Raw genomic sequence first — 15,391 nt, 5'->3', positions numbered from 1 at the left:
CAGTTTCCTTATGGGCAAAAACGGCTGCTGATGTCAATTTATACTAAACTTTAATTTAAAATACTAGTATTAGTCAACATCTGAAGCAACAAGGAACTATAATCTTACCAGTTTTCAATTTGAATCATTAGCCCAATCTGCCGAAGTTTAGATTTTTTTGCATCTCTAATGAGAACTAAGTCGGGAAGTAACCCCCAGATTTATTTAGCAAGTAAGAATCCAGCTTTTGGCGATCGCCAGCAAATTGATCAAGCTATTAGCCTAGTCATAGGGTATCTTTTCCTAAAGGCATCTGTAGCGATCGCTTTCAGACTCAAGGCTCAATCAGTTCGCTAAAAAGCCAACTGAGGATTGCTACTCACTCACAGCAACAAAAAAAGCAGATAAAAGGATATTCATCAAGTTTATGGCGCAGCGCTATGTGCGAATTCAAAATCAAGAAGGACAGATTTACTACGGGTTATTACAACCATCCTTCAATGTCCAGGTGCTAGATGCTCCGCCCTGGTTACAAGGACAACCCACTGACTTAACTTTGACACCAGAAAATTACCAAATTCTGGCTCCCTGCGCTCCCTCAAAAATTGTGGCGGTGGGCAAGAATTATGCAGACCATGCGGCAGAAATGGGAACTTCAGTGCCTCCTGAGCCATTAATTTTTCTCAAACCACCTACGTCGATCATTCCATCTGAGACGGAAATTAAGTATCCTCCCCAATCGCAACGAGTTGATTACGAAGGAGAGTTGGCATTAGTGATTGGCGATCGCGCCTTTGACTGTACACCAGAAATGGCCCAAACTAAAATTTGGGGCTACACCATCGCTAATGACGTGACAGCGCGGGATTTACAAAAACGGGATGGTCAATGGACACGAGCTAAAAGTTTTGATACGTTCTGCCCCTTGGGGCCTTGGATTGTGCGGGAATTGAATCCAGGAGCGAGATTGCAGACTTTTATCAATGACGACACCAAGCCAGTGCAATCTGCCTGTATCGATCAGATGGTATTTCCCCCTGATGTACTAGTATCCTATATTAGTCAGATTATGACGCTACTACCCGGTGATGTGGTGCTTACAGGTACACCAGAGGGTGTAAATCCATTGCACCGAGGCGATCGCGTCCGTGTGGAAATTGAAGGTATTGGTCGTCTGGAAAACACCGTGGCAGCCCGTTAACTACTAGCGTACTTGCATATAGACTGCATCAGAAACCGCCGGAATTTCTGCATAACGCCCGATTACAGACTGGATGATTGAATATCCAACTGCTGCCACTACCCCTAAAAAGATGGTATTGGCTACTGTTTCAATTGCAAAGCCAGTACCAGGAACCTGTCCTAAAACTCGCACCAGTATAGAACACAAAAATATAACTATGTCTAGAAGAATTGCCTGCATTGTGTTGAAACGAATGAAGTGACTGATTTTTTCGTTTCTGACCACCAAGAAAAATAGGGCAAAGAACACAATTAGTTGTCCAAATTGTCCTAAACTACCATAAATTATTAGCACTGGTCGCAGCGGCAAAAGCAAGACTTGTAGCGCTGGAAATTGATTCAACAAAAAGCTGCCAAAGACTAAACCATCAATTAGGGGCAGCAAGTAAGGCAAGCAAGCAAAAATCCGATCTGAAACTGTTGTAGACCCACGCAAAGACATTATGCGTTCTCCTATGGTTAAATTTTAATAGTTACTTGACCTTAGGATAACGCAGTTGCTTGTTCTTGCTGGCAAATCTAATTATTCTATATGGGCGATGCGAAAGCCCATCATACATTCATACTGGTCTGACTGCTGTTGAGTAAGTTTCCGAATGGCATGACCACAGCGTAGTTGACCCCTACGCCAACGGGGTTGACCACTCCCGTCAGCGAGTAAACAAGACTGGCAAACTTGCTCAGGGGCAAGGATTTGCTCGTCTATTAAAATGACTAGCATGGAATCCCTCCTGTAAATCCTTATTGTCACCTATATTTCACTTAGAGAAAGATATACTTTGTAACGGTTCAAAGAGCCGCTTCCGGTAGGTTGGACAGGTGCTGTGTGTAAAGTAAGGATTTACGCAAAAATACACGCGCTCAGGGGCAATTCATGTAGACGCATTGGCGGCTACTCTACGAGTTTTCCAACGGAGTACCCGCAGGGTATTGCCTCTACCTGAAATCAGGGCTTCGGCTATTGTTTGCGTAAGTCCTGGAGTATTGTGATTTGCGATCGCAGAGGACACATTTACCTCTCTACAGCCACATCTTTCGTAAGGGTTTAGCATTGCTAAACCCCTACAGCGTGGTCTATTTACGTAGTTTACCGCCGTAGGCATCATAAGGATAATTAATAAAAGCCTGAAACGACCTATTTTCGTTAATTTACATCACAGTTAATTTGTATAGTGCGTAAGTCCTAAACTCAATAAAAATTGTCAAGTTAATCTTAATTTATTTTATTATGTTGTATTTATTGCAAAATGGACATTTTAGTAAAAAATAATCCAAAATTTTCGCTCTACGTTGAGCAGAGACAGTTAAATTTAATATTCAGGAAACCACAGGAGCTTTACGCATAAGCAACACGGCGACGCATTAAAATTCGGTTGACGCTACTGAATAAAGTGCGAGAAGTTAAGTAAGTAAAAATGAGTTAATTTGATAGCGATTTAGGTGATGCAATTACAAATTACTAAGGTAAACTTGCAAGCAAGATAATACACAATCTTACTGGGCGGCTCGTCGGTCTGGACATCACTCACAATGGAACACTGGCAATTTCTGATACAGAAACAAGGCGATCGCTCGTGGCATATTCTAGAATCGCCAAATTTAAAAATTTTGGAAGGGCAGTATAGAGTTTTGGCTCGTTCTAACCTTTCAAATATCGATGTGGAAGTGCGGGTAACTCACTCTTCAACCCAGGAAATTCACCCAAAGCCGCGAATTTTCAAGCGATCGCGTCGCATTAACTCAGAAGGCTTAATGGCGGTAATTCCCTTTACCTACTTGGGTCCGGGAGTTTGGGAATTGCGCTGTTCCAGTGATTTGATGTGGGATATGCTCGGTAAATCCTGGCAATACAGCGTCCAGCTTCAAGTATTGTCACAGGGAGAATCTGGAGAGGAAGAGAAAAAAGGCTTATCTCAAGCGTATTGCCAAGAGCCTGACTACCCGGCAGAAAGTGAGGCAACGTCCGTTTATGTAGAAACCTTAGATCAGGCGATCGCTGTCTTTGCAGAACAAGTAATTGCTACAGAGAGCAACCCTACTACTGTTGTGCCAAATGAAGTTGTGCCGAATGAAACTGAAGAAGATATTATTGATCAGCCTGTCAGTCCTGTATGGCTCAAAGGTGAGACGGCAGAACAAATTTTACAAAATTTAATAGAATTAACTTTACCCACCTCTGAACTTCTTTCCCAAGATGAACAGGTTACAGATTCTTCAGCAACACAACCACCGCCACTATTATTGCTAACTTTAGATCAGGATACTTACATTGCTCGTTGGGGAGAAGCTCTTGAAATCAATGGACACATAGAACTCAAGAAAAAGATAGAGTTAGGTTTGGTTGAAACATTTTCCTCAAAAAGGCTCCGGGCGATCGCACTGTTAATTGAACTGCGATCGCCCCTAGAGTCAAAAATCTTAACCCAGCTACGGCAACCCTTACCAGACCAAGAATTGCCCTTTACTATCAATGCCTCAATTGATATTCCTGCTGAGTGTGAATCTAAGTTAATTTTGGCAGATATTAGTTTGTATGGTAGATTAGCCGATGTTGGCGAAGTCATCCGGTTAGCTAGCGAGTCCTTCACGATTACAGCAGATGTAACAGAATTACTCGCAATCACAGCGGCAGCAAAAACTAATACATCTTTGAATGACCCTACGGCACTATCAGACTCGTCTCTTGGTTTCACAGAGCCAGAGGCAGCTGTTAGACTCGATCTGAAACTATTCAATCTGGTCAAAATTCCCAAAATAGACGAGTCTCAGAGACTCAATCCATCCCCAAACATATCGCTACCACCGCAAATTAATCTACAAGTTCTCCAACAAGCTACCCTGCGGACATCTAAGCCTAAGAATTCAACCACTTTGCCTCAATTACCAAAACTGCCTCCCGTGCAAACCGATGCCAACACTCCTACAGATGTTGTTGCAAAACCCCCTACACAAGAGGAACTTCTAGAAAAGGATACTACTATAGCTGCCATCAACTTGGAGCAGTTGGTGATCAGGCAACGTCGAATACCAATACTCGACGCTACTTTTCCATATTTGAGACGGCTACAAGCTGTGTCAGATGACACAGAAAAAGAAGTAGAAAGCAATGTTTCAAATGGATTGAAAGCTCAAGCGCCTGAAGACTTCGCGCAGTTGGACACAATTGTAGCTGAAGATGAAAATATACCGGAATTAGTAATAGGTGATGCCCAATTCCCAGAAGAATCTGTTGCTGAAGTAGCACCTCAGCCAAATGCACAATTCCCAGAAGAATCTGTTGCTGAAGTAGAACCTCAGACAAATGCACAATCTATGAAAATGAGTAACCTTTACTCATCTCCTTTGCTCAAGAAGTGGATGCAGAGCCAAGGATACTATGAACCTGAATCCATCAATGATCTGCAACCTGAAGACTACGACAACTATGTTCTAGCGCCGCAGATGCCGCTTTCTCTGAGTGCAGAAACTCCCAATGTTGATGTCAACTTGTCGTTAAGCCTAGATGACGACACGGAAATATGGCAAGACGCAGACACAGCAAAGAAAGCGGATTTGGAGATCGGAGAAAATACGGAAGTAGAAAAAGTATCAGAAGAAGTAACACTCTCACCGCCCCCCCCTCCTCCGATAAAAATAAATATAGCGTCAGCTTGGTTAGCGCAAGAAATCGTTGTCGATGATACATATAGTGAACTGGAAATCGATGCAACGAGGAGTTACTCTGTTGAAGAAGAAAAGTCAGATTCATCTCCTTCCCTACCGATAATTACGGCAGCCATTGAGCCTTTGCCAATTCCAGAACTGTATGTGCCAGACGGCGAACTAATCGCTGGCAAGTCTATCATCATACGTGTAGTACTACCTGAAGTACCTCCGCAAGTTGTTGTGAAGTTATGGGTTGAAGATTATCAAACTCGCTGCTTACTAGATGGACCCCATTTACTGACAAATTTGCTACCTAACGCCTTGGGAGGATTGGAAGTGATGACGCAATTGAATATTCCCTTTGGCTGTTTGGAAATTCGCTTGGAGGCGATCGCACTTGATCAGGCAACCCAACAGGAGAGTCACAAAGTTACAATAGTGCGGACTGTGATTCCTCCAGACTTGCCAAACTGGCAGCTAGATGAACTACTGGGAATATGAGGGAATTGGGCATTGGGCATTGGGCATTGGGCATTGGGCATTGGGCATTGGTTATTCTCCTCATCCCCCCATCTCCCAATATTGCCTGTGTTAAAAATATGAAAGAATTTCAAAAATCTGGCAGGATTTGCAGTAAGCTCATTTTGAATTGTAGTGTTATTTAACAGGAATTTTTACTATGGCAGCTTCCTTTTTGCCTTCTATCCTCGTTCCCATCGTTGGTTGGGTTTTACCAGCTGTGACCTTCGCGTTTCTATTTTTATACATTGAAAGCGACAATATCAGCTGAGGTAGTCATTAGGAGCCACTGCGTTGCAGTGAGTCCATCGCTGTCGGCGGGTTTTCCGGCGTAGGCGACTGGCGTTCATTAGTCAAGTTTTAGGACAACCGAAAGTTATCAACTCCCTTGGATACTTTCATCAACTATTGACTAAAATTAAAACCGCCTATCTCATGGAGACAGGCGGTTTTTTTATATTGATTTCTCAACAGGTGTGAGAAAATTCAGACTTATAGTATTCGGTTCAAGCTATTGTTAAATCGAAGAACCGATTCCGGCGTAGGCACCATAAAAGAAAATGCCCAGGACTGTAATTACACCTAATCCCACGATCGTAGCGACGACCCACAGGGGAATTCTTCCACTTCCAGACACAGCTTTTTCCTCCCTTAACAACAAATCAACACACGTTCATAAACAAAAATTAACAACCGTAGTTCCTGTTAGTTAAAGAAGTAACTGGAAAACAGAATCCCCAGAACGAAAACTAGTAATAGTCCCAGGTATAGCGAAGTCCGGTTTAGTTCAACCGGCTGATTATTGGGGTTGGGCGATCTTTCTACCATAATTGCTCCTAACGATGAGTAAATTGCATTGCGGCGATCGCGCCTAAAAAGAATACAGTTGGTACACCTAAAGTGTGAACTGCCAGCCATCTAACGGTAAAAATTGGATAGGTAACTGGTTGATTGATGTTATTGCCGCTAGTCATAATTTCAAACTACTTTCCGATAAATTCTTCAACTTGTTTTTTAGCTTCAAAACGGTTCTTCACAATTGGCACTTCTTGGCGTGCTTGTGTGAAATACTCATTGGGACGAGGTGTGCCAAAAGCATCATAAGCTAGCCCAGTTTGCACAAACAGCCAACCCGCAATAAACAATGCTGGGATGGTGATGCTGTGAATCACCCAGTAACGAATGCTGGTAATTATGTCCGAAAACGGACGCTCTCCAGTGGTACCTGACATTTAAATCTCTACCTTTACACAGAGTGTTATTGAGTTTATTATCCTACAAAGTTTAGAAACAGTTACAAGTTGCAACGTTATTCTCAGAAATTAAGTATTAAGTATTGGGCATTGGGCATTGGGCATTGGGCATTGGTTATTCTCCCTCATCTTCCCTACTCCCACTCCCCTCACTCTTAATTAATTAAGCTGCCTTTGCTGGGGAAGTTGTTTCTGGGTTTGGGATGTATTTTAGCAAAGCGCCGCGATCGCCAATCACAAATCCCCGATCTGGCTCTAAGAAAATAATCTTGTACAAATTAGCAGCCACTTCTTCCACCAGACGGTCTTTTTCCCACGTTTTGCCACCATCGGCACTCCGTAGCAAATTACCGCTACCGCCACCGATCCAAATTTCATTGGGTGTGCGATATGCCAAATCCAGTAAACCCCAGCTGGTGGATAACTCTGGATATTGTGCCTTTTGCCACTCTTCAGGTTTTGTTGGGTCACTAAACTGAATTTGACCTCCCCTGGCTAGTAACCATAATTGCCCATTTTCAGCAAAGCCCATGTTTTCTACCCGCCGAGAACTATTGCGGTTATGGGGTACCCAAGCATCTTGCCCTGGTTCCCAAGTCGAGTAAAAACTACCTTTAGCAGAAACCGCAACATATTTACCATCAGCAGAACGTTCTAAGTTACGTACCACACCCACTGCTGATTCCACCTGCGCTTTCCAATTTTTGCCGCCATCTGTGGTTTTATATATGGCTCCGACATCAGTAGCCATCTCAGCGGTGTTATTTGCCAGTGCTTTAATTGCGATCGGATTACCAGGTAGCTTTTCGTTAAGAGGAATACGTGACCAAGAACTACCTTCATCGGTCGTGTGCAGTAACAATCCAGGTTCCCCGGCAATCCAGCCTTCTTGATTGACAAAACTTACTGAGTCAAAGCGATACTTTTGCTCCTCCAGTTGCAGCGTTATTAGTTTCCAAGTATTACCACCGTCATTGGTTTCCAATAGGGTGGCATTGCTACCGACTAAATAGCCGTGCTGAGGGTTATTAGTAAAAGCAATATCTAGTAAATTCGAGTCTGTTGGTACAGAAATGATTTTCCACGGGTTGTAGCTAACAGACGGGATTTTGCTACAACTTATGCACATGACGACTACTATCAACAAGGCAAATATTCGTTGCCAACTTTTTACAATTGAATTCATCAGTATTTCTTAGTTGTTTCTAAATTTATGCAGTCAGGATGCCGGACAATCCTGGGTTTTCATTTTGAATTTTGTTAGCGCAGCGTTAGCGAGTCCGCGTTCGCTTTTAGCGTCTCGTAAGAGAGCGTCATTTTGAATTGCTTAACGGCTGTCATTGCAAGCCATAGAGACTGATAAAAAACAAGAAGCCAAGACCCAAAGCACCAAAAATTAGGATACTCTTTTGGGTAGGTGTGAGGTTATTGACACCAAAACCGTAACCGAGATTTTCTTTAAAGCCGGATGCAGTACCCGCAGGTCCGATGTTGGCAAAAGCAGTCTTCTTAGCACTACAAACTGGACAGCGCCAATTTGTGGACAGTTCTGCAAAAGGTGTTCCTGAAGAAATATCATGCTTGTCGTCTCCCTTTTCGGGTTCGTAAACATAACCGCAGGCGCGACACTCGTAGCGATCTAACACCGCAGTCTCAACAGCTGGTTCGCTCATGGCTAAAGTCTCGCAGAGGATAAATCTTAAATATACGTTAAAAATTATGACATAACGTTAGACTTTTCTATCACTAGCAGAAACGAATCAAATACCTGAAGTGCGTCTGTTTCTTAGATTTCAGAAAAATCAAACAGATATAATGTAAAAGAAAGTAACGTAATTAAGGGATTGGGCATGGGGCATTGGGCATTAGTTATTAATTCTTCTCCCTCATCTCCCTTATCGCCCCATTCCCTACTTCCACTCCCCACTTCAATTACTCCATAAGCGGTAGATACTCATTGTGTTTGTTCTCAGCGGTTACGAGTACCTTCTAGGCTTCTTCATAGTCTGTAGCCTAGTGCCTGCCTTAGCGCTCTCAGCGTCCAAGCTTCTACGACCGAGTGGTTACAGCCCAGAACGGCACACCACCTATGAATCTGGCATGGAACCCATCGGAGGAGCCTGGATTCAGTTCAACATCCGGTACTACATGTTTGCTCTGGTCTTCGTTGTGTTTGATGTGGAGACTGTATTCTTGTATCCTTGGGCAGTAGCTTTCCACCGTTTGGGGCTATTGGCATTTATTGAAGCGCTAGTCTTTATTGCAATTCTTGTAGTCGCGTTAGTTTACGCATGGCGTAAAGGAGCTTTGGAATGGTCTTGAATTCTAACTTAACAACTCAGGATAAAGAGCGAATCATCAACCCTATTGAGCGTTCTACAATCACTCAAGACCTTTCAGAAAACGTCATTTTGACGACGGTTGATGACCTCTACGACTGGGCGCGGCTTTCTAGTTTGTGGCCATTGCTGTTTGGTACTGCTTGCTGCTTTATTGAGTTTGCAGCTTTAATTGGCTCTCGATTTGACTTTGACCGTTTTGGACTAATTCCTCGTTCTAGCCCCCGCCAAGCCGATTTAATTATTACGGCAGGGACGATTACGATGAAGATGGCTCCCCAACTGGTGCGTCTTTATGAACAAATGCCGGAGCCAAAGTATGTAATTGCGATGGGTGCTTGCACAATTACAGGCGGAATGTTCAGCGTCGATTCCCCTACGGCAGTGCGCGGTGTCGATAAACTGATTCCTGTGGATGTCTACGTGCCTGGTTGTCCGCCGCGTCCAGAAGCAATTATCGACGCAATTATTAAGCTGCGGAAGAAAATCTCTAATGAATCGATGCAAGAGCGGGATAAAATTAAGCAAACCCACCGCTACTACAGTACGACTCATAATTTTAAGCCAGTAGAAGAAATTTTAACTGGTAAGTATTTGCAGTCAGAAACTCGCTCTGTACCACCGAAGGAATTGACAGAAGCGATTGGTATGCCAATACCACCTGCGATGCTGACAGCAAAGGTACAAAAGGAGGAACAAAGCCGTGGCTGAAGAAGAATCTCAACCAGTACCAGCAGCCGAAGAGTCATTGGTACAAGCCGGTAAAGTTTCCCAGTGGTTGAAGGAAAATGGCTTTGACCATGAGTTTTTAGCACCAGATAAGAATGGTGTAGAGATAATTAAGGTGGGGGCAGATTTCTTGCTTCCTACCGCTACAGCCCTTTATGCTTATGGGTTTAATTATCTCCAGTTTCAAGGCGGTGTTGACCTTGGGCCAGGACAGGAATTGGTGAGTGTGTATCACTTGATTAAAGTGGGTGATAATAGCGATCGCCCTGAAGAAGTACGGGTTAAGGTATTCTTACCACGGGAAAATCCTGTAGTGCCTTCTGTGTACTGGATTTGGAAGACGGCAGATTGGCAAGAGCGCGAGTCTTACGATATGTTGGGCATTGTCTACGAAGGACATCCAAATCTCAAGCGGATTTTGATGCCGGAAGATTGGGTAGGTTGGCCTTTGCGGAAGGATTATATCTCGCCTGATTTCTACGAGTTGCAGGACGCTTATTAGAGATTGCTGAATAGAGACGCGATTCATCGCGTCTGTACAATAGCTGAATTTCGGCAATGATTAACCCCTTTCCGGTGGCGGAGAGGGGTTATGTTTTTGGTGTCTCATGTCAAGTTATTTGACAAAACTTGCTGTAATTCATTGACTGTATTTACAGTTTTAATTGCCTGCTGAATTGCTTTTAATTTCTGCAAGTCCGTAATTTGAGAGATTATCGGCATCAATTCTAAACCTTGATTACCAAACTTAATTTCTAATGCTAATTCAATCCCTGAATATAACTCTTCCTTTCTTCCTCGTTCTTCTCCGCGTGCTTCTCCCCGTGCTTCTCCTCGTTCTTCTCCTTTGCTAAAAATTTCTTGATACCAAGGCGACTGCTCTAAGAGTGCCATATCCCACCTCATAATTTGTTGAACTATTGCACTATCTAATACAAACGTAGCAAAAAATCCTAATACTGTTTCTAGTTGATTCAATTGTTCATCTGCACGTAATATTCGCAATGCGTCCCGAATCGTAGACTCGTTATCACCTCCTTTGAGGATGGGTACCAATGGAAGTAGTGATGGTAATGGTTGTGCAAAGGCAATGTTTACATCGACTTCCCACAGATTAATAACACGGTAATCTTGAATAGCACGTAAACCAGCAATATTTGATGCATAACTTGTCGGTATTTCAGCATCACTTGCCTTGAGGATATTAATTAGTACTGGATACGTTGGCAAATTATATTTTTCTTCTGCAAGTGCTGTGTATGCACGCATTCTGCGCGGCATTTCTGGTTTATAGCGGAGTTGTAATTCGTTAAGAACGAGAAATTTTCCCTGCTGGGGACTTTCGACACGGATTAAAACATCACTTTCTCGACTTATCCACTGAAATTCTGAGTTGAGTATTTCGCCAGCAACAATATCAGGAATTTGTGAGCCAGCGCGTTGCGGGGGTTCCCCCCGTTGTAGCGACTGGCGAACCCTTTAGGGTGTTACCCATTTTACCCAGTTATCAGGTGCAAGGCTAATTAAGCGTTTGGTGCTGACATCGGCGGGTTTGATCATGGGGTTGTAAACGTAGCGGAAGTTATAAAATAATTGTACTTATGAATGTATTACAGATATTCAGATTTTTGATTGGACTACTTATGGAAAGCGTAGGCAAAGCCCGTCGTAGACATCGCACCCAATCTAAGATAATTTGAGTGCGATCGCTAAAATATTCAGTGAAATTTCTTAGTAATCAAAATCGCTATATCTAGCGTTGTATCTATATTTGTGGGACAATTTAATCTAAATATTTAAAATAATATGTCAGAAATACCCCAAGACGATCGCATTTGGATTGTGACGGATGATACCCCTCAAATATCGATTCCTGAAGGTGCTAAAGGCGGGAGTACTAATACACGCGGTTGGGGAGAGGAAACTATCAGGGATAGTATTGGTAGCAAAGGGGTAGGAGATGCTGTTAAGGTTAGCGCTCAAACATTAGAGCAAAATATGACTCACTTTCTTAAATTAGTGGGAAGTTTGTTTAGTCAAGCTGAACAGCAAGCAAAAGTCAACTCCAAGATGCAGCTAGATGAAATTGAGCTATCAGTGGAAATTAGTGCAGATGGGGAAGTTAAATTAATTGGCAGTGGTGTCAAAGCTGGGAGTAAAGGAGCAATTAAGCTGAAGTTTAAGCGCCAAGAACCAGGGTGAAATGGCAAAAAATTGGGCGATCGCGATCGGCGTTAACCAGTATGATTATCTGCAACCGCTAAACTATGCCAAGCGGGATGCACTGTTAATGCAAGAGTTTCTGGGCAATGAAGCCGGATTTGAGCGGATATTCTTCTTCTCTGATGACTCTCCTCCTGTTGACGGAAAATCTACTCGCCCAACTCGCACTAACTTGCTGCGAGTCTTGCGGCAGTTATTTGACAATCCCTTTATGGGAGCAGGGGATAATTTCTGGTTTTTCTTCAGTGGGCATGGGATGAGACACGCTGGCCGTGATTATCTCATACCTTCCGATGGCGATCCAGAGGATGTTGAAAGTACGGCAATTGCGATTAACGATGTGACTGAACGCCTACGTCGCTGCGGTGCTGATAATGTTGTCCTCATTCTGGATGCTTGTCGTAGTCTAGGTACTCGTGCTGGCGAAGGAATTGGGCGACAAACCGCAGAAGAAGCACGTCAACAAGGAGTTATCAGCATATTTTCTTGTAGCCCACAGGAGTATTCTTATGAAATTGAGGCTTTACAACAAGGTGCTTTTACTACTGCATTACTAGAAGGGTTAGGAATTCGAGGTAAATGCGCTACTGTTGAACGATTGGATCAGTATCTCAAGTTTCGTGTGCCTGAACTGGTTCGCCAGCATAAAAATACAAACCAAACACCTTATGTGATTGCTGAACCTGTGGATAAATCCCACCTAATACTTGTGCCACGATATGCAACTCAAACAGATATCGCCACGCTGAAAAATGATGCTTATCAAGCGGAAGCTGACAGGAATTTAGATTTAGCAGAGCAATTATGGATTCGGGTATTAGCTGCGGCTTCAGGGCAAGATACAGTTGCGATCAAAGCAATTCAAAGAATTGAAAGGTTGCGGTGGGAATCTCAACACGTATCTGCGCTACCACCTAGAAATACTGCTGCAAATTCTGCCAAGGGAGAATCTATAGTTGAAAAAAATTCTTTAAAAACTTTTCAATTTGAAGTGGTTACGGTAAATGCAAAAGGAAATATCACCAACCGCCGTAATGAGGAAGCGAAATATTTTGCAGAAGATTTAGGAAATGGTGTCACCTTAGAAATGGTGCAGATACCAGGGGGAACCTTTATGATGGGTTCGCCGGAAGGGGAAGCGGAACGACTAGATGTTGAAAGTCCACAGCATCAAGTAACAGTTCCTAAGCTCTTCATTGGTAAGTATGAAATTACCCAGACACAGTATCAAGCAATTATGGGTAGTAATCCTTCTAATTTCAAAGGTGAGAAACGACCTGTAGAACAAGTAAATTGGGATGAAGCGGTAGAGTTTTGTGAAAAGTTGAGTCAGAAGACAGGAAAAACGTACAGGCTACCCAGTGAAGCAGAATGGGAATATGCTTGCCGTGCGGGAACAACTACACCGTTTTATTTTGGGGAAACGATAACCATAGATTTAGTTAACTACAACGGTACTTATCCCTACGGCTCTGCACCAAAGGGCGAATATCGTGAACAAACAATAGATGTAGGAAAATTTCCGCCTAACTCTTTCGGTTTATACGATATGCATGGTAATGTATGGGAATGGTGTGAAGATGTATATAATCCTAATTATCTAGGCGCAACAACAGATGGTAGTGCGTGGCTCACTGGTAAAGATAATAACCTAAAGCTGCTGCGTGGCGGTAGTTGGGTCAACCTTGCCAGGAATTGCCGTTCTACCTATCGCCTTAGGGACGCGCGCGCGAATCGTGACTTCAATGTTGGTTTTCGCGTGGTGGCGGTGGCTGTGGCGTGAGGATTCCTTGCCCTTTACCCTCTTCCCCTCTTGCCCTCTGCACTTCTTTCTCTTTTCCCTTCTTCTTCACTTTCCGCCGTAGGCGGATCAAAATTTTTTTTTCAGAAAGTGCTGTATTTATATAAAATCTATTATAGACTACATTTAATCAAATTTCTCACTTAGTTTGAGAGTTTGAGCATGGGGCAGGTCGATTTTAGCTGCTGCGTGGCGGTAGTTGGATCAACAATGCCAGGAATTGCCGTTCTACCAATCGCAATAGGAACGCGCGCGCGAATCGTAACAACAATGTTGGTTTTCGCGTGGTGGCGGTGGCTGTGGCGTGAGCACTCCCCAAAGTCAGAGTCGGTAAGTGGGAATTTATCGAGCGTACACCAGGGAGTCCAGACCTGAACCAGCGAGGAAGGCGACAACCTCCGAATATAAAACCGAGTCGGATAGCTTGGTAGGTTGCAAAACCGAACAGTTGTTCGACTCAATTAATTTTGCGATTGGTGTGATATTAAGAGCATAGCGATCGCTAGTCACAGACAATATGAATAACTCTAAATTAAGATGGGATTACAGATTGAGATATCTGACTCTATTGTGCAAGCTCTTCGTTTACCAGAGCAGCGTATTGAGCAAGAACTACGTCGAGAATTGGCGATCGCTCTGTACACACAAGAAATTCTTCCTTTTGGTAAAGCACGAGAACTTGCCCAGATGGATAAATATGAATTCGGACAATTGCTTGCTCGTCGCCAAGTATTACGGCACTATGGTTTTGAAGAATTAAATGATGATTTGACCTATGCCGGTGGTGAGTAATACTTCACCGATTCTAAATTTAGCGATTATTAATCAGCTTATCCTTTTGCAGCAGCAGTTTGGTGAGATTCTGATTCCAAATGCTGTACTGGATGAGTTAAAAATTAATGAAGAACGACCTGGTTCTCAAGGCATTCGTGAGGCGATTTCAGCCGGATGGATTCAAAGTCGAGAGGTGGCTAATGAACCACTTGCTCAACTTTTGAAGCAAACATTGGATCAAGGAGAATCTGAAGCGATCGCTCTTGCGGTTGAACTTAAGGCAGATTTGACACTTCTGGATGAACGCGAAGGCAGAAAAGTTGCTAAATCTCTGGGATTAAAAGTAACAGGAATTTTGGGGGTTTTGCTACGTGCAAAACAATCGGGTGAACTGGAATCGTTGCAGCCTGTGATTGATGAATTAATAAGTAAAGCGGGGTTTCGGATTGCACCAGAGTTATTGGTACAAATTCTGACACAGTAGAATAAAAAAATTGTAGCAGCGACAAGCTAGGACGTTTTCCTATGCATTCTAGTGAGGAATGCCATCGCCATCAAACATCACGACCAAATCTGTCACAATATATTAATTTTAATGGTGCGTTGTCACAAAGGTCAACGCACCCTTATCTAAAAAAGCGGCGAGTCCAAACAATTATTTCACAGATGTCACTGTTTGGTTTACTACTAGACGTGCTTTTTTACGGTCTGACCTGCGCGTTCCACCAGCCATCTCATACTCATCACCTATACTTTTGCAGTTTTTACTATTTGTGGATGAGTAATAATACTCATGGCATGAGAAGAGGATTTCTTTAAAAACTAGTTCACTAACGCGTCGGACTAGTTATTTTTTTTACATAACTAGGTTTTTTCACACTTAATAA

At 43.1% G+C, this 15,391-nt stretch carries 21 protein-coding genes and 1 pseudogene; 12 read left to right on the top strand and 10 right to left on the bottom strand.

Going from position 1 to position 15,391, the window contains the following annotated elements; genetic code table 11:
- The first annotated feature begins 168 nt into the window (after window positions 1–168).
- Both ACEW80_RS32450 and ACEW80_RS32445 read left to right on the top strand, forming a co-directional pair.
- The gene (locus ACEW80_RS32450; protein WP_373530548.1) at window positions 169–336 is read left to right on the top strand and encodes a hypothetical protein; all 168 of its coding nucleotides are present in this window, start codon (window positions 169–171) and stop codon (window positions 334–336) included.
- A 70-nt stretch (window positions 337–406) separates the two neighbouring features.
- On the top strand, window positions 407–1,180 hold the full coding sequence (locus ACEW80_RS32445; RefSeq protein ID WP_373530547.1) for a fumarylacetoacetate hydrolase family protein: 774 nt from the start codon (window positions 407–409) through the stop codon (window positions 1,178–1,180).
- 3 nt (window positions 1,181–1,183) lie between these two features.
- Here ACEW80_RS32445 and ACEW80_RS32440 read toward each other — a convergent pair whose 3' ends face one another.
- The 3 genes from ACEW80_RS32440 to ACEW80_RS32430 all read right to left on the bottom strand — a co-directional run bounded on the left by ACEW80_RS32440 (window position 1,184) and on the right by ACEW80_RS32430 (window position 2,273).
- Window positions 1,184–1,663 carry a Tic20 family protein gene (locus ACEW80_RS32440; protein ID WP_373530546.1) on the bottom strand — a complete coding sequence of 160 codons (480 nt, stop codon included), beginning with the start codon at window positions 1,661–1,663 and terminating at the stop codon, window positions 1,184–1,186.
- 81 nt (window positions 1,664–1,744) lie between these two features.
- On the bottom strand, window positions 1,745–1,942 hold the full coding sequence (locus tag ACEW80_RS32435; RefSeq protein WP_373530545.1) for a hypothetical protein: 198 nt from the start codon (window positions 1,940–1,942) through the stop codon (window positions 1,745–1,747).
- Between the two features lie 151 nt (window positions 1,943–2,093).
- Window positions 2,094–2,273: a hypothetical protein gene (locus ACEW80_RS32430; RefSeq protein WP_373530544.1), complete on the bottom strand. Its 180-nt coding sequence runs from the start codon at window positions 2,271–2,273 to the stop codon at window positions 2,094–2,096.
- Between the two features lie 478 nt (window positions 2,274–2,751).
- Here ACEW80_RS32430 and ACEW80_RS32425 point away from each other — a divergent pair, with 478 nt between their 5' ends.
- A complete protein-coding gene (locus ACEW80_RS32425; protein ID WP_373530543.1) occupies window positions 2,752–5,367 on the top strand; it encodes a hypothetical protein in 2,616 nt (871 codons plus the stop codon).
- Window positions 5,368–5,545: 178 nt separating this feature from the next.
- Window positions 5,546–5,656 (top strand): photosystem I reaction center subunit VIII, encoded by a 111-nt coding sequence (locus ACEW80_RS32420; protein ID WP_373530542.1) that lies wholly within the window; start codon window positions 5,546–5,548, stop codon window positions 5,654–5,656.
- 246 nt (window positions 5,657–5,902) lie between these two features.
- On the opposite strand, the gene ACEW80_RS32415 is transcribed toward ACEW80_RS32420, so the two are convergent.
- From ACEW80_RS32415 to ACEW80_RS32390, 6 genes are all read right to left on the bottom strand, one after another.
- Window positions 5,903–6,022 (bottom strand): photosystem II reaction center protein J, encoded by a 120-nt coding sequence (locus ACEW80_RS32415; RefSeq protein ID WP_373530541.1) that lies wholly within the window; start codon window positions 6,020–6,022, stop codon window positions 5,903–5,905.
- A gap of 68 nt (window positions 6,023–6,090) precedes the next feature.
- On the bottom strand, window positions 6,091–6,213 hold the full coding sequence (locus ACEW80_RS32410) for a photosystem II reaction center protein L (RefSeq protein WP_012411802.1): 123 nt from the start codon (window positions 6,211–6,213) through the stop codon (window positions 6,091–6,093).
- A gap of 8 nt (window positions 6,214–6,221) precedes the next feature.
- Window positions 6,222–6,359, bottom strand: coding sequence for a cytochrome b559 subunit beta (gene psbF / locus ACEW80_RS32405; protein WP_196517560.1), 138 nt, complete (start codon window positions 6,357–6,359; stop codon window positions 6,222–6,224).
- Window positions 6,360–6,368: 9 nt separating this feature from the next.
- The gene (gene psbE / locus ACEW80_RS32400; RefSeq protein ID WP_373530540.1) at window positions 6,369–6,617 is read right to left on the bottom strand and encodes a cytochrome b559 subunit alpha; all 249 of its coding nucleotides are present in this window, start codon (window positions 6,615–6,617) and stop codon (window positions 6,369–6,371) included.
- A 184-nt stretch (window positions 6,618–6,801) separates the two neighbouring features.
- Window positions 6,802–7,824, bottom strand: coding sequence for a photosynthesis system II assembly factor Ycf48 (locus ACEW80_RS32395; RefSeq protein ID WP_373530539.1), 1,023 nt, complete (start codon window positions 7,822–7,824; stop codon window positions 6,802–6,804).
- A 151-nt stretch (window positions 7,825–7,975) separates the two neighbouring features.
- Entirely contained in the window at window positions 7,976–8,311 is a 336-nt protein-coding gene (locus tag ACEW80_RS32390; protein ID WP_373530538.1) for a rubredoxin, read from the bottom strand.
- Window positions 8,312–8,597: 286 nt separating this feature from the next.
- On the opposite strand from ACEW80_RS32390, the gene ndhC reads away from it, so the two are divergent.
- The 3 genes from ndhC to ACEW80_RS32375 are packed head-to-tail and all read left to right on the top strand — an operon-like array spanning window position 8,598 to window position 10,208.
- Window positions 8,598–8,960 (top strand): photosynthetic/respiratory NAD(P)H-quinone oxidoreductase subunit C, encoded by a 363-nt coding sequence (gene ndhC / locus ACEW80_RS32385; RefSeq protein WP_100899269.1) that lies wholly within the window; start codon window positions 8,598–8,600, stop codon window positions 8,958–8,960.
- A complete protein-coding gene (gene ndhK / locus ACEW80_RS32380) occupies window positions 8,951–9,688 on the top strand; it encodes a photosynthetic/respiratory NAD(P)H-quinone oxidoreductase subunit K (protein WP_373530537.1) in 738 nt (245 codons plus the stop codon). The genes ndhC and ndhK overlap by 10 nt, the downstream gene beginning before the upstream one ends.
- Entirely contained in the window at window positions 9,681–10,208 is a 528-nt protein-coding gene (locus ACEW80_RS32375; protein ID WP_373530536.1) for an NAD(P)H-quinone oxidoreductase subunit J, read from the top strand. Before ndhK ends, ACEW80_RS32375 begins: the two co-directional genes overlap by 8 nt.
- A 104-nt stretch (window positions 10,209–10,312) precedes the next feature.
- Here ACEW80_RS32375 and ACEW80_RS32370 read toward each other — a convergent pair.
- Window positions 10,313–11,266 (bottom strand): annotated as a pseudogene (locus ACEW80_RS32370) (Rpn family recombination-promoting nuclease/putative transposase).
- A gap of 246 nt (window positions 11,267–11,512) precedes the next feature.
- On the opposite strand from ACEW80_RS32370, the gene ACEW80_RS32365 reads away from it, so the two are divergent.
- The 5 genes from ACEW80_RS32365 (at window position 11,513) to ACEW80_RS32345 (ending at window position 14,988) form a co-directional block, all read left to right on the top strand.
- Complete coding sequence (locus ACEW80_RS32365; RefSeq protein ID WP_373530535.1) at window positions 11,513–11,908, top strand: hypothetical protein; 396 nt, start codon at window positions 11,513–11,515, stop codon at window positions 11,906–11,908.
- A gap of 1 nt (window position 11,909) precedes the next feature.
- The gene (locus ACEW80_RS32360; protein WP_373530534.1) at window positions 11,910–13,712 is read left to right on the top strand and encodes an SUMF1/EgtB/PvdO family nonheme iron enzyme; all 1,803 of its coding nucleotides are present in this window, start codon (window positions 11,910–11,912) and stop codon (window positions 13,710–13,712) included.
- 200 nt (window positions 13,713–13,912) lie between these two features.
- On the top strand, window positions 13,913–14,038 hold the full coding sequence (locus ACEW80_RS32355; RefSeq protein WP_373530568.1) for an SUMF1/EgtB/PvdO family nonheme iron enzyme: 126 nt from the start codon (window positions 13,913–13,915) through the stop codon (window positions 14,036–14,038).
- 229 nt (window positions 14,039–14,267) lie between these two features.
- On the top strand, window positions 14,268–14,522 hold the full coding sequence (locus tag ACEW80_RS32350; RefSeq protein WP_373530533.1) for a UPF0175 family protein: 255 nt from the start codon (window positions 14,268–14,270) through the stop codon (window positions 14,520–14,522).
- Window positions 14,506–14,988: a DUF3368 domain-containing protein gene (locus ACEW80_RS32345; RefSeq protein ID WP_373530532.1), complete on the top strand. Its 483-nt coding sequence runs from the start codon at window positions 14,506–14,508 to the stop codon at window positions 14,986–14,988. The genes ACEW80_RS32350 and ACEW80_RS32345 overlap by 17 nt, the downstream gene beginning before the upstream one ends.
- Window positions 14,989–15,391 lie beyond the last annotated feature (403 nt).

The sequence above is a fragment of the Nostoc sp. genome (assembly GCF_041747015.1).
In the GTDB taxonomy this organism is placed as follows: domain Bacteria; phylum Cyanobacteriota; class Cyanobacteriia; order Cyanobacteriales; family Nostocaceae; genus Nostoc.
This window is presented reverse-complemented; position numbering and strand designations above follow the sequence as displayed.